Origin of the sequence: Streptomyces sp. NPDC006235, from assembly GCF_040613735.1 — a bacterium.
Classification (GTDB): Bacteria; Actinomycetota; Actinomycetes; order Streptomycetales; family Streptomycetaceae; genus Streptomyces.
Genome location: NZ_JBEXSR010000002.1, coordinates 214,401 through 235,713, shown reverse-complemented (window position 1 = coordinate 235,713; position 21,313 = coordinate 214,401). Strand labels below are relative to the sequence as shown.

The following is a 21,313-nucleotide window of genomic DNA, read 5'->3' as shown; positions in this document are numbered from 1 at the left end:
GCGATCGCCCCGATCAGCGCAGCTTGACCGACTCAGGGTGCGTTACCCGACCACCCCACAGCGCTCGGGCCCCATCCGGTCCCCAGGAACGACGAAGAGGCCACTTCCGATCAACCGGAAATGACCTCCGACCTGCTACTTCACAAGTCGGGACGACAGGATTTGAACCTGCGACCCCTTGACCCCCAGTCAAGTGCGCTACCAAGCTGCGCCACGTCCCGATGCGCGCCCACCGCGGTGAACCGCGTGATCGCGCGAACAGCACTTTACCCCACACCCCCGGCCGCGCCGAAAGTCGGCCCCCTGAGCGGGACAATCGCCGTATGGGCAGCACAGACAGCAGGGGAAACTCCGAGAACACGGGACACACGGGGGACATGGCCACGGGCCGGCCCGGCGGCGCCCGGGACCGCGACAGCGAGGGGCGGGCGCGCAACGCCCGGCCTCGGGACGGCCTCGGCCGGCCCCTTCCGTACGACGCGCCGGGCGTGCCGCGGCAGCCCGAGGGCGTCGTACGCGCGCCGGAGGAGACCGTCGCCGAGGCGCAGCGACTGCTGGACGAGGGGAAACCGTTCCACGCGCACGAGGTCTTCGAGGACGCCTGGAAGTCGGGTCCCGACACGGAACGGGAACTGTGGCGCGGCCTCGCCCAGCTCGCGGTCGGCCTGACGCACACCGCCCGCGGCAACCTCACGGGCGGGGCGCGCCTGCTGCGGCGCGGTGCGGGCGCGGCCGAGAAGTGGGCGTCCGCCTCCGGGGAAGCGACGCCGCACGGGATCGACATCGGCAGCGTCGCCGCCTGGGCACGGGAGCTGGCCGAGGAGGTGGAGCGGGAGGGCAGCCCGGTGGACGCGGGGGCCCGGGCGCCCCGGTTGCGGGGTGCGGACGCGGGGCGCTGACCAGGGGGACACGGAGCAGGAACACGCCGGGTGTGGAAGCGAGCGCGGAAGGCCGACCCGGGCCCCGGCGCCCGGGCCCCGGCGCCCCGGTGCCGGGGTCCCGGCTGGGGCCACAGACTCGGGGCCATGCCCCAGGACACCCCGCCCGGGAACCCCGGTGCCGGCACGGGCACCCGGACCCGATCCACACCCGCCACACCCCTGGCACAGCCACCCCGGCTACGACCACGGGCACGCGCCCGACCCGATCCGGGCCCTGGGGGCAGGCGCATCGCGCCACCCGGGCCATTGAGCACGAGCGCCCCCGTATGACACACGGCACGGCCCCGCCGGACCAACCAGCCACCGTGCCCCCGGCGGCCGGCCGGTCCGGCCAGAGCGCGCAAGCCCCGATCCAGGACATCTGAGCCGGGCACGGGCGCCGCCCGGGATGCGCGGGGCCCCCGGGTGCTGGGCGGGGCAGCCCCGCGGAGTGGGGCGTGCCCGGCGTTGTCAGTGGGCTGCGGGAGACTCGTCGGTGTGCGGAAGATTCATGTCATCGGTATCGGCGCGGGCGACCCAGAGCAGCTCACCCTCCAGGCGGTCAGGGCGCTGCGGAGCACGGACGTGTTCTTCGTCCTGGACAAGGGCGAGGTGAAGGCCGACCTCACCCGGCTGCGGTGGGACATGCTCGACGCGCACCTACCGGACGCGGCGACGTACCGGGTCGTCGAGACCCGTGACCCGGAGCGGGACCGTACCGCCGGCGGCGCGGCCTACTCCCCCGCCGTCGAGGAGTGGCGCAGCGCCCGCGCCGCGGTCTACGAGCGGCTGATCGGCGAGGAGCTCGGCGCGCAGGAGACGGGCGCGTTCCTGGTGCGGGGCGACCCGGCGCTGTACGACAGCACGCTGGGGATCCTGGAGGAGGTGCTGGAGCGGGGCGCGGTGGCGTTCGAGTACGACGTCGTGCCGGGCATATCCAGCGTCTCGGCGCTCGCCGCCCGGCACCGGACGGGGCTCAACCGGGTCGCCCGGCCCGTGCAGATCACCACCGGCCGGCGGCTCGCGGCGGGCTTTCCGGAGGGCGTGGACGACGTGGTGGTGATGCTCGACGCGCACCAGGCCTTCCGGCAGTACGCGGACGAAGACATCGAGATCTACTGGGGCGCCTACCTCGGCACCCCGGACGAGATCCTCGTCTCCGGTCCGATCGCCGAGGCCGGGCCTCGGATCGAGCGGCTGCGTACCGAGGCCCGCGAGCGCAAGGGCTGGATCATGGACACGTATCTGCTGCGCCGGCACCCCCGCGACTGACACGACTGGGACGCGTATCACCGGGGCCGGTGGCGCCGTCGCCAAGATCACCGGCAGCACGGACCTGAACATGGGCACCACACGGCGGAGCGTCCGGGAGTCCGACACCCGGCTCGACGCGGCGGGTACCGACCGGCGGACACGGCTCACCATGGCTATCGTCCAGGCATGGAGTCCGTGCGTGCCGTGCTCGTCGACATCGACGGGGTGCTGACCGTCTCGTGGCGTCCCCTGCCAGGGGCCGCGGAGGCGTTGCGGGAGATCCGGGAAGCCGGGCTCGCCGTGCTGCTGGTCACCAACACCACGTCCCGGACGCGGGCGTCGATCGCCGGGACGCTCGTGGAGGCCGGGTTCCCGGTGTCCGCCGAGGACATCCTGACCGCGCCCGCCGCCACCGCCTCCTACCTCGCCGATCACTGCCCGGGCGCCCGGTGCGCCCTGCTGAACAGCGGCGACATCACTGAGGACCTCGACGGTGTGACCGTCGTCGACGCGGCGGACTCCTCCACCGTGCCGGATGTCGTGCTGATCGGCGGGGCCGGTCCGGAGTTCGGCTACGCGGCGCTGGACCGGGCCTTCGGGCAGCTGCAGCGCGGGGCCCGGCTGGTGGCGATGCACCGCAACCTGTACTGGCGTACGGCCGAGAGGCTGCGCCTGGACTCGGGGGCGTTCCTGGCCGGGCTGGAGCAGGCCGCCCGGGTGGAGGCCGAGATCACCGGCAAACCGGCCCGGGCGTTCTTCGAGGCGGCGCTCGCGCGGCTGGGCGCGGGTGCGGGCGAGGCCGTGATGGTGGGCGACGATGTCGAGTCCGACGTGCTCGGGGCGCAGCGGGCCGGGATCACCGGGGTCCTCGTCCGGACCGGCAAGTTCCAGCCGGAGGCCCTCCGGGCCGCCCACGGCACGCCCGACCACGTGATCGACTCCTTCGCGGACCTTCCCGCGCTCCTCCGGGGTTCAGCGCAGCAGTAGCTGCAGTCCGCCCACGACCGTCGCGGCGATGACCAGCTGTTCGAACAACCGCTGGTTGATCTTGTTGACCGCCCACTTGCCGAAGAACGCGCCGGGCACGACGAACAAGACGAGCGCCAGGTCGAGGAGCAGGGAGCGGCCGTCGATCAGGCCGAGACCGGCGCTGAAGGGCAGCTTGGAGACGTTGACGATCAGGAAGAAGAAAGCCGACGTGCCGAGGAAGCCGAGTTTGCGGAAGCCCGCGGACAGCAGGTACATCGACATCACCGGGCCGCCCGCGTTGGCGACCATGGTGGTGAAGCCGCCGAGGACGCCGTAGGAGCGGGCTTTGATACGGCCCGCCGGGGTCGTGACCGACTCCGGCTCCTGTTCCGCGTCCGCCGTACGCCTGCGCCAGACCGTCACCCCGGCCATCAGCAGCAGGATCGCGCCGATGGAGGTCCGTACGATCGCGTCGTCCGCCCACATCAGGAACACCGTGCCGACGACGACGCCCGCGGCGACCGCCGGGAACAGCCGCCACAGCGTGGGCCAGTGGGCGTGCCGCCGGTAGGTGGCGACGGCGAGCAGGTCCCCGGCGATCAGGATCGGCAGCAGCACCCCTGTGGAGGCACGGGCGGGCAGCACCGCGGCGAAGATGGCGAGGCTGACCGTGTTGGCCCCGCTCACGGCGGTCTTCGAGAAGCCGACGAGCAGGGCCGCGAAGGCGAGCGCGGCGAACTCCCAGCCGGTGATGGACCAGAGCGTCATCGTGTTCATGCGAGCACTGATGCTATGTGCAACGAACCGGGCCTCGCAGAGCCGTCTCGCCGGTCGGGCATAATCGGCGGCCGTGTCCACCCCTCCTGATCCCGCGGTTCTGTATCCCGATGCCGCGGCCTGCGGCAGTCTCGCCACAGCGCTCCGGGAGGTGGCGGGAGGCCACCTGGGCGCCGTCCCCGTCACCTCTCCGGATTCCGCTCCGCTGCTCCACGCGACGGTGGCCAGCACCCTCCTTTACCGCGAGCCGCTGCGGATCAGCGCGTGGTCGCACGAACGGCGGTGGTCGGTCCGGGGCGAGGATCGGTTCCAGGGCATACCGCTCGTCGACGGCAGGACGGACGACCTGGGGGAGGTGGCCAGGGCGGCCCGGGCGTGGCACGACGGGGCGGCCCTCGAAGACATCCGCCGGGCGGCGCCCTTCGTGCACCTCACCGGCCGGTTCGAGGTGCCCGGCAACGATCCCGCGCGTCTGACGGAATCCGAGTGGCGGGGCATGCTCCAGGAGGCGAGTGAACTGGAGTACGACTGGCAGGAGGCGTATCAGGCCCTGATCGAGGCGGCGTACGCCGAGCCCGGCCTGCGCGCCCTGTACCCGTTCACGAGCCACTGGGCGCTGCGCTTCTCGACCACCACCCGGCCCGGCCTGACCGTCATGGGGCCGTGCCTGACCGCGGGCAGTGACGGCATGTTCGGAGTGGGCCGGGGCTTCGTCACTCCGGACCTGGGCCTGTTCGGCACGGCTCGGGAAGCCGTGGCGCTGGCCGTGCGCCGGCTGCCGGCGGGCCTCGGCCCGACCGCGCTCGGCGGCTGACCCGGCCCCGGGGCGGCTACGCCCGCTCGACCAGCAGCGCGCTCCCCTGCCCCACCCCGACACACATCGTCGCCAGGCCCCGGCCCGCTCCGGTTCGCCGCATCCGGTGGAGCAGCGTCGTCAGGATGCGGGCGCCCGAGCAGCCCAGCGGGTGGCCGAGGGCGATGGCTCCGCCGCTCGGGTTGACCAGGTCGGGGTCGATGCCGAGCTGGTCCACGCAGGCCAGGGCCTGGGCCGCGAAGGCCTCGTTGAACTCGGCCTCCTCCAGGTCGCCGATGTTCCAGCCTGCCCGGGTCAGCACCTTGCGGGTGGCGGGGACCGGGCCGATGCCCATGACGTCGGGGTGGACGCCTGCCGAGGCTCCGGCGACGTAGCGGCCCAGGGACTCCAGGCCCAGCTCGCGCAGGGCGTTCTCGCTGACCAGGAGGAGGCCGGCGGCGCCGTCGTTCATCGGGGAGGCGTTGCCCGCGGTGACGGTGCCGCCGTCCCGGAAGACGGGCTTCAGCCGGGACAGCTTCTCGTACGAGGTGTCCTCGCGGACGCACTCGTCGGTGTCGACGACCACCCCGTCGGGGCGTTCCACGGGCAGGAGTTCGTCGTCGAAGTGGCCGTTCTTGCGGGCGAGGGCGGCGCGCTGGTGGCTGCGCAGGGCGAAGTCGTCCTGGCGTTCGCGGGAGATGCCGTAGCGCGCGGCGACCTCCTCAGCGGTCTCACCCATGGACAGCAGGCCGTGCAGGTCCCGCATCGCGGGGTTGACCAGGCGCCAGCCGAGGCGGGTGTCGGCGGTCTCGATGCGGTGCGGCAGGGCCTCGTCGGGGCGGGGCAGGACGAAGGGGGCGCGGCTCATCGACTCGGAGCCGCCCGCGATGACGATGTCGGCCTCGCCGGCAGCGATGGTGCGGGCCGCCGTGGTCACGGCCTCCAGGCCGGAGGCGCAGAGGCGGTTGACGGTGGCGCCGGGCACGGATTCGGGGAGGCCGGCGAGCAGCGCGGCCATGCGGGCGACGTTGCGGTTGTCCTCGCCGGCCTGGTTGGCGGCACCCCAGTAGACGTCGTCGATCCGGGCCGGGTCGAGGGCGGGCACGTCGCCGACCAGGACGCGGACGACGGTCGCGGCGAGGTCGTCGGGCCGTACCGAGGAGAGGGATCCCCGCAGCTTGCCGATGGGGGTGCGGCGGGCGGCCGCGAAGTGGACGGGACGCACGAGAGGACTCCTCACACCGCTTAATTAGCACTGCTAGTTTCGGACTATAGACCCTCGATCCGCCCCCTGTGAAGATTCCGGGGGGAGAAGTGCTTCCGGCGGGCGTTGTCGCAGGTCGGAACAACCGGCCTGCGTGCTTCCGCATCGGGTTTGCCCCCGTGGGCCCTGGGCACCCGCGCGTTCATGGAGTGGTTGCGGAGCGCCGCCTGTGTGGACGAGGACCCCGAATTGTTCTTCCCCGTGGGCACGGCGGGTCCGGCCCTGCGGGACGTCGACGCCGCGAAGCGGATCTGTGCGCGCTGCCCGGTGACCGACCAGTGCTTGAGCTTCGCGCTGAGCAGCGGCCAGGCCGCGGGTGTGTGGGGCGGGACCTGCGAGGAGGAGCGCGACGCACTGCTCCGGACCACGAGGAACGACGCGAGAAGGAGAAGCGCCCTATGACGGCTGTGCGGAGCACACTGCCCGACGAAGCCCGCCGGGTCTCGTGCGAGGCACTCCAGGACACCCTGGTGGATCTGCTCGGGCTCTCGCTGATCGGCAAGCAGGCGCACTGGAACATCGTCGGACCGCGGTTCCGGTCGATCCACCTCCAGCTCGACGAGGTGGTCTCGTCCGCGCGGAACTTCGCCGACACGGTGGCGGAGCGGTCCGCGGCGCTCGGCGTCCCGCCGGACGGCCGTCCCGAGACGATCGCCAAGGCCTTCACGCTGCCCGCCCCCAAGGAGGGCTGGGTGCGCGACTCGGACGCCGTGCAGGTGATGGTGGAGTCCCTCCAGGACGCCATCGGCCGGCTGCGCGAGCGCATCGACGCGACCGAGAAGGCCGACCTGGTCACACAGGACCTGCTGATCAGCATCACCGCCGAGCTGGAGAAGCAGCGCTGGATGTTCGACGCCGAGAACTTTCCCCGCGAGGGCTGACCGGCGCGCGCACGTACGCAGCGCGCGCACGTACGTACGGAAGGGGCATGTGATGACCGACGCCCTTGAACTCGACGCGCTGTGGGAGGACTTCCACCGCGTGGTGAACATGACCTCGCAGGAGCTCGCGGCCTGGCTGCGGATGCGGGACGCCGACGAGGACGCGGAGCCGCTGCCCGACCAGGCGGGCACGCAGACCGGACAGCACGTCCTGGCGATCCTGCAGAAGCGGCGCACCGACCTGACCGAGGACGACCTGCGGGTGATGCGGAACGTCGTGGACAGGGTCACCTCGCAGGTGGACCTGGAGGACGAGCCGCTGCCCGAGGTGACGCCCGAGGACACGCGCCGCCGGCGCCGCCTGATGACGGTCGGCCACGATCCCCTCAAGGGGTAGTGGGTCGTGGACCGGCAGGAGCGCGTCGTGCGCGAGCTTCTCGACGCGCACGGCCGGACGTACGCGGACGAGGCGGGAATCCCTCTGAAGGACACCCCGCAGCCGCTGTACCGGCTGCTGGTGCTGGCTCATCTGCTCAGCGCCCGCATCCGCGGCTCGATCGCGCTGGCCACCGCCCGTGCCCTGCACGAGGCGGGCCTGCGCGACCCGCGCCGTATGGCCGAGGCCGACTGGCAGGAGCGGGTGGACGCGCTCGGCCGGGGCGGCTACCGACGCTACGACGAGCGCACGGCGACCCAGCTAGGTGAGGCCGCCGAGCTGTTGAACGAACGGTGGGGCGGCGATCTGCGGCGACTGCGCCGTGAGGCGGACGGCAAGGTGTCCGAGCTGCGCCACCTGCTCCAGGAGTTCCCCGGGATCGGCCCGGCCGGAGCCGACATCTTCCTGCGCGAGGTGCAGGGCGTGTGGCCGGAGGCCGCCCCCTACCTCGACGCCAAGGCCCTCCAGGGTGCCGAGCGGTTGAAGCTGCCGAAGGACCCGGGCCGTCTCACCGAACTGGCCGGGCGGACCGACCCGGCCGTCCTCGCCGCCGCGCTGGTGCGGGCGGCGGTGGACAAGGACGTGGCCGAGGACGCCAGGCGCCGGGCCGGGTGACCGAACCCCCTGTCAGCCGAGCAACCACCCTCCGTCCACCGGCAGTTCCACCGCGTTGACCGACCGGTTGCGCAGCAGGAAGTCGACCGCGTCCACCACGTCCGCCAGGGAGGCCAGCCGCCCGGTGGGCGTCTCGGTGCGCAGCACGTCGAGTACCTTCTCCGGCTTGGCCTGCCAGTACGGGCTGTCGCCGACGACGCCGGGGTGCACCGCGTTGACCCGGACGGGAGCGAGCTCGACCGCGAGGGAGTTCATCAGGCCCCGCACGCCCGCGTTGACCGTCGCCACGGTCGTCGCCCCCGGGTAGGGGCGTTCCTTGGCCTGTCCGCCGAAGAGCACGATGGCGCTGTCGTCGTGCAGCCGGGTCCGCAGCGTGTGCACGACCTCGGTGTAGCCGACGAGTTTGAGCGTGACCAGCCGCAGGGCGGCGTCGATGTCGTACTCGCTCACCTTGTTGTCGTCGCGGGAGACGCCCGCCACCACCAGATGGTCGACGCGTCCCACGCCGGCCAGCGCCGCCGCGATCTCCAGCGGCCGCCCCAGGTCGAGGGCGATGCCCCGGGCGCCGAACTCCTTGGCGATCAGGTCGGCGCGGTGGGCGTCGCGGCCGGTCAGGACCACGTCGTCGCCCTGCTCGGCGCGGGCCCGGGCGAACGCGAGGCCGATGCCCGACGTGCCGCCGACGACAAGGACAGTGCTCATGAGCCCTCCCGAAGCGTCTGGCGCAGATAGTCCCAGTCCCTGGTGAACCGGTACGAGTGCCGCGACGGTGGCTGCGGCGCCTGTGTCTCCAGCCACCGCAGGGGCCCCTGCCCGGCATTGACGAACCCATGCACGCAGCCGGTGCCCGCCCACGCGAGGTCCCCTGGCTCCAGCCGGTACCGCTCGCCGTCGAGGGTGGTCTCGGCGACGCCCTCCAGGATCAGGTACGTCTCCTCGAAGGGATGGTCGTGGGCGCCGATCACGCCGTCGGAGGCGTACTGCACCATGAACATCGTCGAGCCGACCGCGCCCAGGTCGCTGTCGACCATCATCTTCACCGTGATGCCGCTGTAGACCAGCAGCGCCGTGCGCATGCTCGCCGTGACGGCCAGCAGGTCCTGGGACTGCTTGCCGGGGTCCATCTGGGCGGGCTCGAAGTGACCGAAGGAACGGGTGCGCGGGTCGCGGACGTCGACCCGGACGGGGTCGCGAACGGGCAGGTCCGGCACGGTCTGCGTGTCGTACCCGTAGCGGGCCCGAGGCACGGGCGCGAGCATGTCCGCCCAGCGGCCGCCGGTGTCCCCGGCACCGCGCCAGGCGTGCGGGACGCCGATCGGCAGCAGGCCGTAGTCACCTTCTTCCAGCAGGTACGAGCCTTCGGGCACGTCGAGGACCACGGCCCCGTCGAGGACGTGGAAGCTCTCCTCGTACGAGTGCACCTGGGTGGGCACACGGCCGTCCGGGCGCAGTTCGCACAGGCCGAACCCGGTGTGCGCACTGCCGTCGTCCTCGCCGACCAGCGTCCGCCGCCGGTAGCCCAGGGCGTCGTACGGCGGCTCCGGCAGCTCGGTCGCGCGGCGGACCAGATGACGCGTCATGCCGGGGCCTTCTCCCCCTTCGGCGCCTTCATCTCCTTCACCGTGAGGAGCCGGTCACGGGCCTCGGAGACGAGCCGCAGGGCACGCGCGGCGTCGGCGAGCAGCTTGCCGTCGCGCTTGTGGATCACACCGTCGACGAGGACGGTGTCCACGTTGGACACGTCCGCGCACAGGGTCACCGCGGCCGCCGCGTCGTGCACGGGCGCGACGTTCAGCGCGGTGGCGTCGACCGCGACGATGTCGGCGCGCTTGCCGGGGGTCAGGGAGCCGGTGCGGTCCTCCAGGCCCGCGACATGGGCGCCGTTGACGGTGGCGATCTCCAGCATCTGACGCGCTGTCAGCATGTTGCCGGGAACGGGCAGGTTGGCCTGCCAGCAGTCGGCGTTGACGCGGGCGCGTTCGGCGCCGAAGGCCGCGCGGATCTGGGTGAACATGTCGCCGGGCACGGTGGTGACGACGTCGATGCTGAGCGACGGCCGCAGCCCGTGTTCGATCGCCTGCATCACGGGCGGCCAGCCGTGGCCCATCTGGAGCTCCACCTGCGGCGCGACGGACACCGTGCCGCCGCTGTCGGCGACCATCCGCCACTCCTCCTCGCTGAGGTAGCAGCAGTGGACGTAGGTGGTGTCCGGGCCGAGGAGGCCCATGCCGTGGAGCTGCTTGACCATGCCGAAGCGGCCGGCCAGCCGCCCCATGGCCACGTGCACGGTGATCGGGATGCCGAGTTCGCGGGCGAGGGCCCATTCAGCGGTGACGACGTCGTTGACGCAGAAGCCGGGTCCGCGGGTGGCGAGGCCCATGGTCAGCAGGCCGTCGTCGGACGCGAAATGCGTCGTGCGGATCCGCCGGACGTCGTCGGCCGGTATCGCGATCTTGCTCTCGAACCAGTAGTCGGCGAGGGAGGTGTTGGCGCTGCCGTACGCGTACTGCGCCCGGATGCCGGACTCCTTGAGGCCCTGGATCGCGGCGTCCGGGTGGTCCGGCGTGTTGTTGATGTGCGACCAGTCGACGAGGGTGGTGATACCGGCGTTGAGGCATTCCAGCGCGCCCGCGAGGTTGGCCGCGTAGACGTCCTCCGGGGTGTACAGCGGAGCGAAGGTGTCGAGGATGTCGACGAAGTAGTCGTCGAGGGTGGCGTCGGGTGCGACGCCGCGGATCGGCGCCTCCCAGGTGTGGCGGTGGGTGTCGACGAAGCCGGGGATCACGATGTGGCCGCTCATGTCCAGGACTTCGGCGTCGGCGCTGATCTCGGGCTGGACGGCCGCGATCCTGCCGTCCTCGACGAGGACGTCCCCCTGGGACAGATCCCCGATGGCGGGGTCCATCGAGATCACGTGACCATTGCGCAGAAGTGTTCTCGTGGTCATCGCGCTTCCTCCCATGGGGTCTTCGGTGTGCGGGTGGGTGGGCGGCTCAATAGGCGGCGAGTGCGCGGACCGCCGTGACGACCTTGTCGGCGGTGGGGATGACCTGTTCCTCCAGCGCGTCGGCGAACGGCAGCGGGACGCACTCCCCCGCCACCCGCCGCACGGGCGCGTCCAGCAGGCCGAAGCCCTCGTCGGCGACGATCGAGACGACGGTGCCGCCCCAGCCGCCCTGGTACGGGTTCTCCTCGACGGTGACGAGCCGCGAGGTCCTGCTCAGCGAGGCGAGGACGGTCGCGGCGTCCAGCGGGACCAGGCAGCGCAGGTCGATCACCTCCGCTTCGACCCCCTCCCCCGACAGCACGTCGGCGGCCTTCAGTGCCAGGGGCACCGTCGAGGCGAGCGCGACGAGCGTGACGTCGGCGCCCTCGCGTACGACGGCGGCCCGGCCCAGCTCGACGACATGGTCGGGCGGTGGCGGTGGCCCTTTGGTGGCCAGGAGGGCCTTGTGCTCGAAGAAGACCACGGGGTCGTCGCTGCGGATCGCCGCCGCCATCATGCCGATGACGTCGGCGGGTGTGGCCGGTGCCGCGATCTTCAGGCCGGGGACGGTCAGTGCCCAGTTCTCGGTGGCCTGGGAGTGCTGGGCGCCGAAGCCGAGCCCGCCGCCGTTGGCGGTGCGTACGACCAGGGGCACCGTCACCTGGCCGCCGGTCATGTAGCGGACCTTGGGGATCTCGTTGGCGAGGTAGTCCCAGCAGCAGGCCAGGAAGTCGGAGAACATGATCTCCGCGACGGGCCGCATCCCGGTCATCGCGGCGCCCATCGCCGCACCCACGATGGCCTGCTCGGATACGGGCGTGTCCCACACCCGCTCGGGTCCGAACTCCGCTCGCAGACCCACGGTCGTCTTGAACACACCGCCGGCCGCGGCGATGTCCTCCCCGAGGCACACGACGGAGGTGTCCCGGCGCATCTCGCGCGCGATGCCCTCGGCGACGGCTTCCCGGTAGGTGATCACGTCCGCCATGCGGCACCTCCGTCCGCCCACACGTCGGTCAGCGCCTCCCGCGGATCGGGCGGGGGCCCGGCCTTGGCCGCCTCGACGGCCCGCTCGACGAGGGCCCTGGCCCGCTCGTCGGCCTCCGCCACCGTCTCCGCCCCGGCCCCCAGCTCGGCGAGCCGCCCCCGCGCGAGGTCCAACGGGTCGTGCTTCAGCCAGCGTTCGACCTCCTCGGCCGGGCGGTAGGCCGCCGGGTCGGAGCGGCTGTGCCCGAAGTGCCGGTAGGTCTCGGCCTCCAGGACGGCGGGCCCGTCCCCGGCCCGGGCCCGCCGCGCGAGCCGCGTCACCGCCTCCTCGACGGCCTCGACGTCGTTGCCGTCGACGACCTCGCCCGGGATGCCGTGGGCGGGCGCCCGGTCGGCGGCGGGCCGGGCCACCGCCGTGACGTCGGCGATCGGCGTGTACTCCATGTACTGGTTGTTCTCGCACACGAACAGCACCGGCAGCTTCCACACGGCGGCCAGGTTGAGCGACTCGTGGAAGGCGCCGATGTTGGTCGCGCCGTCCCCGAAGAAGGCGACCGCGAGCTGATCCGTGCCGCGCAGCCGGGCCGACCAGGCCGCGCCGACCGCCATCGGCAGATGGGCACCGACGATGGCGTACGAGCCGAGCATGCCGGTGGCCGCCTTGGTCAGGTGCATGGAGCCGCCCTTGGCCTTGCACAGCCCGGTCGCCCGGCTCATCAGCTCGGCGAGGCACTCCTCTGGCGTGGCGCCCCGGGCGAGCGCATGGTGGTGGCCCCTGTAGGTGGCGAACACATAGTCGTCCGGGCGCAGGGCGGCGCTCGCGCCCACGGCGATCGCCTCCTGCCCGGCGGCGAGATGTGTGGTGCCCTTCACCAGGCCCTGGAGGAACAGGTCGTGGGCGGCCTTCTCCGTACGGCGGATGACGGCCATCCGCTCGTAGCAGGCGAGGATTCCGGCGGCGTCCATCAGTCCGCTCCGTCGCCACGAGACGGGTCGCGAGAGGTGTTGAGATGGGACTGCGCCTCCCGGCGGGTGTTCAGTTCGCCGCCGACCGTCCAGTACTTGCGCCCGGCCACCAGCAGTTCCTCGGCGGGGAACTTGGTGATGACCTCGCAGCCGTCGGCGGTGACGACGAGCTCCTCCTCGATCCGGGCGGCGGACCAGCCGTCGGCGGCCGGCCAGTAGGTCTCCAGGGCGAACACCATGCCCTCTTCGAGGACTTCGGGACGATCGAGGGAGACCAGGCGGCTGAAGATCGGCTTCTCCCAGATGGACAGGCCGACGCCGTGCCCGTACTGGAGGGCGAACGCGGCGGTCTCGTCGGCGAAGCCGAACTCCTCCGCACGCGGCCACACCCGCACGATGTCGGCGGTGGTCGCGCCGGGCCGGACGAGCGCGATCGCCTGGTCCATGTACTCCCGGCAGCGCACATAGGCGTCCCGCTGTGCACGGGAGGCGCTGCCCACGGCGAACGTGCGGTAGTAGCAGGTGCGGTAGCCGAGGTGGCTGTGCAGGATGTCGAAGAAGGCCGGGTCGCCGGGCCGGATCAGACGGTCGCTGTAGACGTGCGGGTGCGGTGAACAGCGCTCGCCCGAGATGGCGTTGACGCCCTCGACGTACTCGCTGCCGAGGTCGTACAGGACCTTGGCCACGACCCCGACGCACTCGTTCTCGCGCACGCCCGGGCGCAGGTACCCGTACAGCTCCTCGTAGGCCGCGTCGACCATCGCGCAGGCCTGGGTGAGCAGGGCGATCTCGTCACCGGTCTTGATCCGGCGGGCCTCCAGGAAGACCTGCTGCCCGTCGACGACGTCGATGCCCTCGGCGCGCAGTGCGGCGAGGACGGGCATCTCGGCGACGTCGACGCCGAGCGGTTCGTTCGCCACGCCGTGGTCTCGCAGCTCGGCGGCGATCTTGGCGGCGACGTCCTCGGCGATGCCCGCGTCCGGGTGGAAGGCGCCGCGCAGGGTGGAGATGCCGGCGCGGGCACCGGTGGGCGGGCCGCCCTTGCCGTCGCTGTAGTCGAGCCACGGGTTGTACAGCTGGTGGTGGCGGGCGGCGGAGCCGAAGTCCCAGACGACGGGTTCGCCGTCGCGCACCAGGAGGGCGAAGCGGATCAGCTTGTCCATCGCCCAGGTGCCGATGTGCGTGGCGGTCATGTAACGGATGTTGGCGAAGTCGAAGCTGAGCAGCGCGCCGAGCTCGGAGCGGTTCAGGGACTCGTGCAACCGGGCCAGGCGCTGTCCGCGCAGCCGGTCCAGGTCGATGCGCTCTTCCCAGTCGACCGCGTTGGGGCCGTATGTGCGGATCGCCATGGCGACCACCCCCACCTCGGAGTGAACGCCCGGGTCCTGCGGGTGTCAAGTGTCACTGAACATCGCCGGACACGAACCAGACACCGACAGCCGGTACCTCTCCATCGTTGCGGTAGCGGTGGGGGGTCGTCGACTCGAAGGAGACGGCGTCGCCCGGGCGCACGGTGTACTCGTCGAAACCGAGGGTGAGGATCAGTTCGCCGGAGGTCAGATAGCCGTACTCGGTGCCGGAGTGCCGCATCAGCCCGCCGGAGCCGGAGGAGGAGCCGCCGGGCCGGTAGGTCACCAGCAGGAAGTCGACGTCCACGCCCGGCACCCGGCCCAGGCGCTCCCAGACGACGCCCGAGTCCAGCTCCAGCGTCTCACGCTCACCGGCGCCCACCAGCGGGCCGATCCGCCGCCCGGGGTCGGCGCCGAAGGCGGCCAGGGCGTGCAGGACGGTGCCGGGGGCCGCCGCCGTGAGGGGGGTCGCTCCGTGCTGCGGGAGCCCGGCGCTCTCCCGGGCGTCGAAGAGGGACTCGACGGAGATGCCCAGGGCCGTCGTGATCGCGTACAGCGTGCTGACGGACGGCTGGCTCTTGCCGGTCTCGATCTGCGACACGAGGCTCGCCGACACGCCGGCCTCCCGGGCGAGCGCGCGCAGGCTCGTCCCGCGCTCCAGACGCGCCTGCCGGATACGCGCACCGACGGGCGGCACGACGGCGGGGGACACGGGCGGCTCCTCTCAGGAGTGAGCGGGGTGTGCAGCCTCATTGAACAGCCGGTGGGGTGCGCCACGCCAGACGGCACACACGCGAGCCAGCCGCCCCGCTTCCCCCAACTCCTCGCCACCGGGACGTCGCCGTCACCCGCCACCCCTCCCCCGCCCACGGCCCGGCGCGCAGGCCGCCGCCCAGCGCCGGCACGCGTTCCGTTCAAGCCGGCCGCCCGGAACCGGGTCGAGATCGCGGCCAGGGCCTGGCAGGACGGGCACGCCTGGGCCGGAGCGTGAGGCGTCCGCCGCTGACGGCGCTCACCCGAACAGTCCGGTGCCGGTGGTGGGCCGTCGGTGCCGGTGGTGCGCTGAGGGCACGCGCGTCACGTTTCCAGGAGGCACTCCCGATGACCCGTCGTCCGAACCGGCTCGTCCGTGGTCTCTCCTCCGCCCTGGCGGCAGGCACGCTGCTGGCCACCGCCGCCTGCTCGGACGACGGCGGCACGGACGGTTCGCGCGTCCCGGACGTCGCCGCGTCACAGGTCGCCGGGAAGCGGCAGACCCCCTCTCCGACCGCCACCCTCACCACGGACGGCGCGCGAACCGCGCTGATCACCGAGGCGGACGTCGAGGACGACTGGACCCAGGTCAAGGACACGGAGGCCGAGAACTGGCACGACAGCCTGCTCATCGGCAGGGTCGACGTCTCCGACTTCCTCACCGCCAAGGCCCAGGCCGCCGACTGTCAGCGGCTCCTCGACTCCCTCTTCGACGACGACCTGCTGGGCAGGCCGTCCGGAGCATCCGAACTGCGCGGCTTCCAGCAGGGCGACTCGCGCCTGCTGTACCAGGTCGCCTCCTACGAACGGGCTGACCCGCAGGACTCCTTGAACTGGATGGCGGACCTGCCGGAGAAGTGCGACCGGTTCACCGTCACCGACGGCGGCGAACAGCGCACCGTGCAGGTCGTCGAGACCTCGCTGCCCGGCGTGGGCGACTCCCGTGAGGGCCTGCGTGTGACGGTACGGGGCACCACCGGCGGCACGCAGGCCACGCTGACCCTGGACGTCGCCGCGGTACGCGTCGGCGACGACGCGATCACCGTCACGGCGGGCGGGCTGGACGGGGGCGAGAGCGATTCCGTCGGGCAGGCGGTGCGGCTCGGCACCCAGCGCCTGAAGGACGTGCTGGCCGGCAGGGCCCCCTCCCCGGACCCCGGCGAGGTCGAGTAACCCGGTCCGCAGCTCTCCCCCGCCGCGTGCCTACGCGCCCCCGGCCGGCTTCTGCCGATTCCGGGGACAGGTGATCACCGGAGCGGCACAATGGCGGCGATGACCGGTACCGGTCGCTCGTGCGAGGAGAGGAAGAGACGTGAGTGAGAGCCACACCCCGCCGAGCGGCTCGGCGCGGCTGAACACCGGTGTGGCGCACAACGCGCGTGTGTGGAACTACTGGATCGGCGGCAAGGACAACTACGAGATCGACCAGAAGGTCGGCGAGCAGGTGGCCGGCATGTTCCCGATCATCCGGGACATCGCCCGGGCGGACCGGGACTTCCTGGGCCGGGCCGTGTCGTTCCTGGCCGGCGAGCGCGGAGTGCGGCAGTTCCTCGACATCGGCACGGGGCTGCCGACGGCGGACAACACCCACGAGATCGCCCAGCGGCTCGCGCCCGACTCCCGGATCGTCTACGTCGACAACGACCCGATCGTGCTGGTGCACGCCCGCACCCTGCTGACCGGCACCTCCGACGGCGTCACCGCCTACATCGACGCCGATGTGCACGACCCGGACGCCATCCTCGAACGGGCCGGGGACACCCTCGACCTCACCCGGCCCGTCGCCGTCATGATGCTGGGCATCCTCAACTTCGTCCTGGACACCGAGAAAGCCCGGGACATCGTGCGCCGTGTGATGGCCGCGGTCCCCTCCGGCAGCTACCTGGTCCTCACCCACCCGACGTTCGACGACGAGCTCGGCGGCGCGGGACAGATCCCGGCCATGAAGTTCTGGAACGAGAACGCCACTCCCCCGATCACCGCCCGCAGCGGCACGGACATCGCCGCGTTCTTCGACGGTCTGGAGCTGCTCGAACCGGGCCTGGTCTCGTGCGGCCAGTGGCGTGCCGACGCCGGCTCGGCCGTGCTGGTGCCGCAGTACGGCGCGGTGGCCGTCAAGGCCTGACGCCCGGCGACCGTCCCGTCGAGGAGGACGCACCGAGGAGGACGCATGACGACCCTGGCCGATCCGGTGCCCGGCGGCCGTCCCGGCGATGTCGAGCGGGCCACCGCGCTGAGCGGCGAGCTGGCGGGGCGGAGTGTGCACGGCGTCGTGCTGTCCTACGTCGACACCGCGGGCATCGGCCGGGTGAAGACGATCCCGACGGCCCGGCTCGCCTCCGCCGCCGCCTGGGGAGTCGGCATGTCCCCGGTGTTCGACACGTTCCTGGCGAACGACTCCATCGTCACCACCGACGTCCTCGGCTGCCCCGACGGCGACCTGCGTCTCTACCCGGACCTCGACCAGCTCGTGGTGCTGGCCGCGCAGCCCGGCTGGGCCTGGGCCCCGGTCGACCGGGTCACGCAGGACGGGGAGCGGCATCCCGGCTGCGGGCGTACGTTCCTGCGCCGGGTCGTCACCGAGGCGGCCGAGCGGCACGGCCTGACGTTCAAGGCGGCCGTGGAGGTCGAGTGGACCCTGGCCCGCGGGGACGCACCCGGTGACACGTTCGTGCCCGCGACGACCGGTCCGGCGTACGGGGCCACGCGGCAGGTCGAGCTCGGCGACTACACCGCCGACCTGCTGGCGGCGTGCGCGGCCCAGGGGCTCGACGTGGAGCAGGTCCATCCCGAGTACGCCGCCGGGCAGTTCGAGATCTCGGTGGGTGCCGTCGACCCGGTGGCGGCGGCCGACCGCAGCGTGCTGGTGCGGCAGACGATCCGCGCGGTGGCCCAGCGGCACGGGCTGCGGGTCTCCTTCGCCCCGGCCGTCACGGGGCAGGGCGTCGGCAACGGCGGGCACGTCCATCTCTCGGCCTGGCGCGGCGGGGTCAATCTGCACTCCGGGGGCGAGGGCCGGTACGGCATGACGGCCGGGGCGGAGTCGTTCACAGCCGGCCTCCTCGCCCATCTGCCCGGGCTCACGGCCGTGACCGCGCCGAGCCCCGCCAGCTATCTGCGGCTCAGGCCCTCGCAGTGGGCCGGGGTGTTCACCGCGTGGGGCCGCGAGACCCGGGAGACCGCCCTGCGGGTCGTCACCGGCACCGCCGGCCTGCGCGACCAGGCGGCCAACCTGGAGATCAAACCCGTCGACCTGGCCGCCAACCCCTACCTCGCGATCGGCTCCCTCATCGCCGCCGGGCTGGACGGCATGACCTCGTCCGCCGCGCTGCCCGAGGAGACCACCGGGGACCCGGCGCGGCTGGGCGAGGCGGAGGCGGCGGGCCGGGGCGTACGGCGGCTGCCGGTCTCGCTGGAGCAGGCCGCCGAGGAGTTCCGCGAGGACGGTGTGCTGCGGGCGGCCCTCGGCCCGGTCCTGGCCGACGCGGTGATCGCCGTACGGCGGGGAGAGCTGGCGTCCGTCGCCGGGTTCGACGACGACCAGGTGGCGGCGGCGTACCGCTGGAAGTACTGACGTGGGCGCGGTCCGCGAAGCGCTCGACGCGCTGAGCCTGGTCGACCACCACTGCCACGGCACGGTCGCCGCCGATCTCGACCGGGAGGCCTTCGAGCCGCTCCTCACCGAGGGCGACGCGTGGCCGGGCGTCTCGCCCTTCGACAGCCCCGTGGGCGTGGCCGTGCGCCGCCACTGCGCGCCCCTGCTGGACCTGCCGCGGCACGCCCCCAACGAGCGGTACATGGCCCGGCGCTCGGAGCTCGGCCCGCGTGAGGTGCAGCGGCGCTTCCTGCGCGCCTCGGGCACAGGCATCTTCTGCGTCGACACCGGGTACGCCCCCGACCGGCTGACCACCCCGGGTGAGATCGCCGAGGCCGCGGGCGGGTCGGCGTACGAGGTCGTGCGGCTGGAGGGCGTCGCCGAGTCGGTGCGGGCCGCGGGGGTCGAGCCGGACGCCTACGCGGACGCCTTCCGCGCGGCGGCGCTGGACGCCGTACGGCAGCCCGGCGCCGTGGCCGTGAAGTCGGTGGCGGCCTACCGCACCGGCTTCGACCTGGACCCGGCCCGGCCCTCGGACGCGGAGGTCACCGGCGCCGCCCGGCACTGGGCGGCCCGCGGCGGCCGCCTGGACGACCCGGTCCTGGTCCGGCACCTGCTGTGGACCGCCGTCGACCTGGGCCTGCCGCTCCAGTTGCACACCGGGTTCGGCGACAACGACATCCGGCTGCACCGGGCCGACCCGGCCCTCCTCACGGACTGGCTGCGTCTGACGGCCGGGACGATCCCGGTCCTGCTGCTGCACTGCTGGCCGTACCAGCGGCAGGCTGCGTACCTCGCGGCGGTCTTCGAGCAGGTGTATCTCGACGTCGGCCTCACCCTCCACCACGTCGGCCCGGCCAGGGCCGGTGCGGTGCTGGCGGAGGCCCTGGAGATCACACCGTTCCGCAAACTGCTGTACAGCTCCGACGCCTACGGTGTGCCGGAGTTCTTCCACCTCGGGGCGCTCGCCTTCCGGCAGGGCCTGGCGGAACTGCTCCAGGAGCGCTTGGACGCCGACGAGCTGTCCCTGCCGGACGCGCTGCGGATCGCCCGGTGGGCGGGCCGGGACAACGCCCTGCGCGTCTACCGGTTCCCGGACGACTCCCCGGAAGACGGTTGAACCGCGTGGGGACGGTCACAGTTCCTCCCGAGCGGCTATCCAGGAAGTCCGAACGGCTGAAAGTATGATCAAGCGATGTCTGACATGACCGAAACCACGCCCGGCTGGCTGTCCTCCGACGAACTGGAGATGACACGTGCCCGCATGCCGATCCTGTACGTCGACGCCGTCCCGGTCCGTGTCGACGACAGCGGCGAAGTCACGAGTGTCGGTGTGCTACTGCGCATGGGGCCCGACGGGACGGTCAGCCGGACGCTGGTCTCCGGCCGCGTGCTGCACCACGAACGCGTCCGTGACGCCCTGCTGCGCCACCTGGAGAAGGACCTCGGCCCGGTCGCGCTGCCCCGCGTCCCGGCGTCGCTCCAGCCGTTCACGGTCGCGGAGTACTTCCCGACGCAGGGCATCACGCCGTACCACGATCCCCGCCAGCACGCGGTTTCCCTCGCCTACATCGTGCCGGTGACGGGTGACTGCCGGCCCCGGCAGGACGCTCTCGACCTGGTGTGGTTCAGCCCGCAGGAGGCCGTCTCGGAAGCGGTGCAGAGCGAGATGCCGGGCGGTCACGGGGTGCTGCTCAAGCAGGCGCTGGCCCATGCGGGCTGCGCGATCTGACGAGTGCGGGCCGGCACCGAGGGGTGAGCTGATGCGGCTTCCCGACATGCCGCTGCACGACCCGTTCGTCGTCGCCGACGAACCAACGCGCACCTACCACCTCTACACGTCCAACGACCCCTCCGTATCGGGCGTGGACGGCACCGGCACGATGGTCTACCGCAGCCACGACCTGCGCGAGTGGACGCGCCCCGTCGTGGTGTTCCTGACCGCCGAGCAGGAGGGCGTCTGGGCGACGGACGGCGCGTGGGCCCCGGAGGTGCACGCCTGGGACGGCAGGTACTACTTCTTCACCACGCTGCACGACGAGAACCGGCCGCTCCCGGTCCCGCCGCCCAACCAGTGGGGTGTCCCGTTCCCGACCCCGACCCATGTGCGGGGCACGATCACGGCCGTCTCCGACTCACTGCTCGGCCCGTTCACCGTGCTCGACCCGGCCCGCCCCGTCCCGCCCGAGCACCTCATGACCCTCGACGGCACGCTGTACGTCGACCCGGCCGGGCAGCCCTGGATGGTGTACGCGCACGAGTGGCTCCAGACGATCGACGGAACGATGGAGGCGGTCCGGCTGGCTCCCGACCTGTCCCAGGCGGCCGGCGACCCGGTGTACCTCTTCAAGGCGTCGGACGCGCCCTGGACCGCCGAGCAGATCCCCGCGGGCGTACCGCACCAGCTGCCGCCGTACATCACCGACGGCCCCCAGCTGTACCGCACCCCTGACGGGTCCTTGCTGATGCTGTGGTCGACCTTCGAGAAGCACACGGCCCGTCCGGACGGCACGGTCAGCGGCGGCTACGTGCAGACCTACGCCGTGTCGAGGTCCGGGGACCTCCAGGGCCCGTGGCGGCAGCACCGGCCGCTGGTCCGCGACGACAGCGGCCACGGCATGCTGTTCCACACCTTCGACGGCCGGCTGATGATGATCCTCCACCGGCCCTTCGAGAACGCGCGCGGGAAGCTCTACGAGATGGAGCTCAGCGGTCACGAACTGACGGTGCTGCGCCGCCGCGACGACCTCGACGGCGGCGGCTGAGCC

General features: G+C 72.5%; 23 protein-coding genes and 1 tRNA gene. 14 read left to right on the top strand and 10 right to left on the bottom strand.

Going from position 1 to position 21,313, the window contains the following annotated elements; all coding sequences use genetic code 11:
• Positions 1–147: 147 nt before the first annotated feature.
• Positions 148–221: transfer RNA gene (locus ABZ192_RS03250), tRNA-Pro, on the bottom strand.
• A 156-nt stretch (positions 222–377) separates the two neighbouring features.
• On the opposite strand from ABZ192_RS03250, the gene ABZ192_RS03245 reads away from it, so the two are divergent.
• The 3 genes from ABZ192_RS03245 (at position 378) to ABZ192_RS03235 (ending at position 3,161) form a co-directional block, all read left to right on the top strand.
• A complete protein-coding gene (locus tag ABZ192_RS03245) occupies positions 378–899 on the top strand; it encodes a DUF309 domain-containing protein (protein ID WP_356922962.1) in 522 nt (173 codons plus the stop codon).
• A gap of 519 nt (positions 900–1,418) precedes the next feature.
• Complete coding sequence (cobF, locus tag ABZ192_RS03240) at positions 1,419–2,192, top strand: precorrin-6A synthase (deacetylating) (RefSeq protein ID WP_356922791.1); 774 nt, start codon at positions 1,419–1,421, stop codon at positions 2,190–2,192.
• Between the two features lie 168 nt (positions 2,193–2,360).
• Complete coding sequence (locus tag ABZ192_RS03235; RefSeq protein WP_356922790.1) at positions 2,361–3,161, top strand: HAD-IIA family hydrolase; 801 nt, start codon at positions 2,361–2,363, stop codon at positions 3,159–3,161.
• Here ABZ192_RS03235 and ABZ192_RS03230 read toward each other — a convergent pair.
• Positions 3,147–3,920, bottom strand: a complete 774-nt coding sequence (locus ABZ192_RS03230) for a sulfite exporter TauE/SafE family protein (protein WP_356922789.1) — start codon at positions 3,918–3,920, stop codon at positions 3,147–3,149. The genes ABZ192_RS03235 and ABZ192_RS03230 overlap by 15 nt on opposite strands.
• Positions 3,921–3,993: 73 nt before the next feature.
• Between ABZ192_RS03230 and ABZ192_RS03225 the strand changes: the two genes are divergently transcribed.
• On the top strand, positions 3,994–4,734 hold the full coding sequence (locus tag ABZ192_RS03225) for a DUF6193 family natural product biosynthesis protein (RefSeq protein WP_356922788.1): 741 nt from the start codon (positions 3,994–3,996) through the stop codon (positions 4,732–4,734).
• Positions 4,735–4,750: 16 nt separating this feature from the next.
• Here the strand turns inward: ABZ192_RS03225 and ABZ192_RS03220 are convergent, their stop codons facing one another.
• Positions 4,751–5,938 carry a thiolase family protein gene (locus tag ABZ192_RS03220; protein ID WP_356922787.1) on the bottom strand — a complete coding sequence of 396 codons (1,188 nt, stop codon included), beginning with the start codon at positions 5,936–5,938 and terminating at the stop codon, positions 4,751–4,753.
• A 183-nt stretch (positions 5,939–6,121) separates the two neighbouring features.
• Here ABZ192_RS03220 and ABZ192_RS03215 point away from each other — a divergent pair, with 183 nt between their 5' ends.
• The 4 genes from ABZ192_RS03215 to ABZ192_RS03200 are packed head-to-tail and all read left to right on the top strand — an operon-like array spanning position 6,122 to position 7,909.
• A complete protein-coding gene (locus ABZ192_RS03215) occupies positions 6,122–6,379 on the top strand; it encodes a WhiB family transcriptional regulator (RefSeq protein ID WP_356922786.1) in 258 nt (85 codons plus the stop codon).
• On the top strand, positions 6,376–6,858 hold the full coding sequence (locus ABZ192_RS03210; RefSeq protein ID WP_356922785.1) for a DNA starvation/stationary phase protection protein: 483 nt from the start codon (positions 6,376–6,378) through the stop codon (positions 6,856–6,858). Before ABZ192_RS03215 ends, ABZ192_RS03210 begins: the two co-directional genes overlap by 4 nt.
• Before the next feature lie 52 nt (positions 6,859–6,910).
• On the top strand, positions 6,911–7,255 hold the full coding sequence (locus ABZ192_RS03205) for a DUF3140 domain-containing protein (RefSeq protein WP_356922784.1): 345 nt from the start codon (positions 6,911–6,913) through the stop codon (positions 7,253–7,255).
• 6 nt (positions 7,256–7,261) lie between these two features.
• Positions 7,262–7,909, top strand: a complete 648-nt coding sequence (locus ABZ192_RS03200) for an endonuclease (protein ID WP_356922783.1) — start codon at positions 7,262–7,264, stop codon at positions 7,907–7,909.
• A gap of 12 nt (positions 7,910–7,921) precedes the next feature.
• On the opposite strand, the gene ABZ192_RS03195 is transcribed toward ABZ192_RS03200, so the two are convergent.
• The 7 genes from ABZ192_RS03195 to ABZ192_RS03165 are packed head-to-tail and all read right to left on the bottom strand — an operon-like array spanning position 7,922 to position 14,909.
• Entirely contained in the window at positions 7,922–8,611 is a 690-nt protein-coding gene (locus ABZ192_RS03195; protein WP_356922782.1) for an SDR family oxidoreductase, read from the bottom strand.
• A complete protein-coding gene (locus ABZ192_RS03190; RefSeq protein ID WP_356922781.1) occupies positions 8,608–9,489 on the bottom strand; it encodes a cupin domain-containing protein in 882 nt (293 codons plus the stop codon). Before ABZ192_RS03190 ends, ABZ192_RS03195 begins: the two co-directional genes overlap by 4 nt.
• Positions 9,486–10,856: an amidohydrolase family protein gene (locus ABZ192_RS03185; protein ID WP_356922780.1), complete on the bottom strand. Its 1,371-nt coding sequence runs from the start codon at positions 10,854–10,856 to the stop codon at positions 9,486–9,488. Before ABZ192_RS03185 ends, ABZ192_RS03190 begins: the two co-directional genes overlap by 4 nt.
• Positions 10,857–10,902: 46 nt before the next feature.
• Complete coding sequence (locus tag ABZ192_RS03180; protein ID WP_356922779.1) at positions 10,903–11,883, bottom strand: alpha-ketoacid dehydrogenase subunit beta; 981 nt, start codon at positions 11,881–11,883, stop codon at positions 10,903–10,905.
• Positions 11,871–12,848: a thiamine pyrophosphate-dependent dehydrogenase E1 component subunit alpha gene (locus ABZ192_RS03175; RefSeq protein WP_356922778.1), complete on the bottom strand. Its 978-nt coding sequence runs from the start codon at positions 12,846–12,848 to the stop codon at positions 11,871–11,873. Before ABZ192_RS03175 ends, ABZ192_RS03180 begins: the two co-directional genes overlap by 13 nt.
• The gene (locus tag ABZ192_RS03170) at positions 12,848–14,197 is read right to left on the bottom strand and encodes a Xaa-Pro peptidase family protein (RefSeq protein WP_356922777.1); all 1,350 of its coding nucleotides are present in this window, start codon (positions 14,195–14,197) and stop codon (positions 12,848–12,850) included. The genes ABZ192_RS03175 and ABZ192_RS03170 overlap by 1 nt, the downstream gene beginning before the upstream one ends.
• 52 nt (positions 14,198–14,249) lie before the next feature.
• The gene (locus ABZ192_RS03165) at positions 14,250–14,909 is read right to left on the bottom strand and encodes an XRE family transcriptional regulator (RefSeq protein WP_356922776.1); all 660 of its coding nucleotides are present in this window, start codon (positions 14,907–14,909) and stop codon (positions 14,250–14,252) included.
• Positions 14,910–15,298: 389 nt separating this feature from the next.
• Between ABZ192_RS03165 and ABZ192_RS03160 the strand changes: the two genes are divergently transcribed.
• The 6 genes from ABZ192_RS03160 (at position 15,299) to ABZ192_RS03135 (ending at position 21,310) form a co-directional block, all read left to right on the top strand.
• Positions 15,299–16,123 carry a hypothetical protein gene (locus ABZ192_RS03160; RefSeq protein WP_356922775.1) on the top strand — a complete coding sequence of 275 codons (825 nt, stop codon included), beginning with the start codon at positions 15,299–15,301 and terminating at the stop codon, positions 16,121–16,123.
• A 139-nt stretch (positions 16,124–16,262) separates the two neighbouring features.
• Positions 16,263–17,075: an SAM-dependent methyltransferase gene (locus ABZ192_RS03155; RefSeq protein ID WP_356922774.1), complete on the top strand. Its 813-nt coding sequence runs from the start codon at positions 16,263–16,265 to the stop codon at positions 17,073–17,075.
• A gap of 45 nt (positions 17,076–17,120) precedes the next feature.
• The gene (locus ABZ192_RS03150; protein ID WP_356922773.1) at positions 17,121–18,524 is read left to right on the top strand and encodes a glutamine synthetase family protein; all 1,404 of its coding nucleotides are present in this window, start codon (positions 17,121–17,123) and stop codon (positions 18,522–18,524) included.
• 1 nt (position 18,525) lies between these two features.
• A complete protein-coding gene (locus ABZ192_RS03145) occupies positions 18,526–19,665 on the top strand; it encodes an amidohydrolase family protein (RefSeq protein WP_356922772.1) in 1,140 nt (379 codons plus the stop codon).
• A gap of 75 nt (positions 19,666–19,740) precedes the next feature.
• The gene (locus ABZ192_RS03140; protein WP_356922771.1) at positions 19,741–20,277 is read left to right on the top strand and encodes an NUDIX hydrolase family protein; all 537 of its coding nucleotides are present in this window, start codon (positions 19,741–19,743) and stop codon (positions 20,275–20,277) included.
• A gap of 31 nt (positions 20,278–20,308) precedes the next feature.
• Positions 20,309–21,310 carry a glycoside hydrolase family 43 protein gene (locus ABZ192_RS03135; RefSeq protein WP_356922770.1) on the top strand — a complete coding sequence of 334 codons (1,002 nt, stop codon included), beginning with the start codon at positions 20,309–20,311 and terminating at the stop codon, positions 21,308–21,310.
• Positions 21,311–21,313 lie beyond the last annotated feature (3 nt).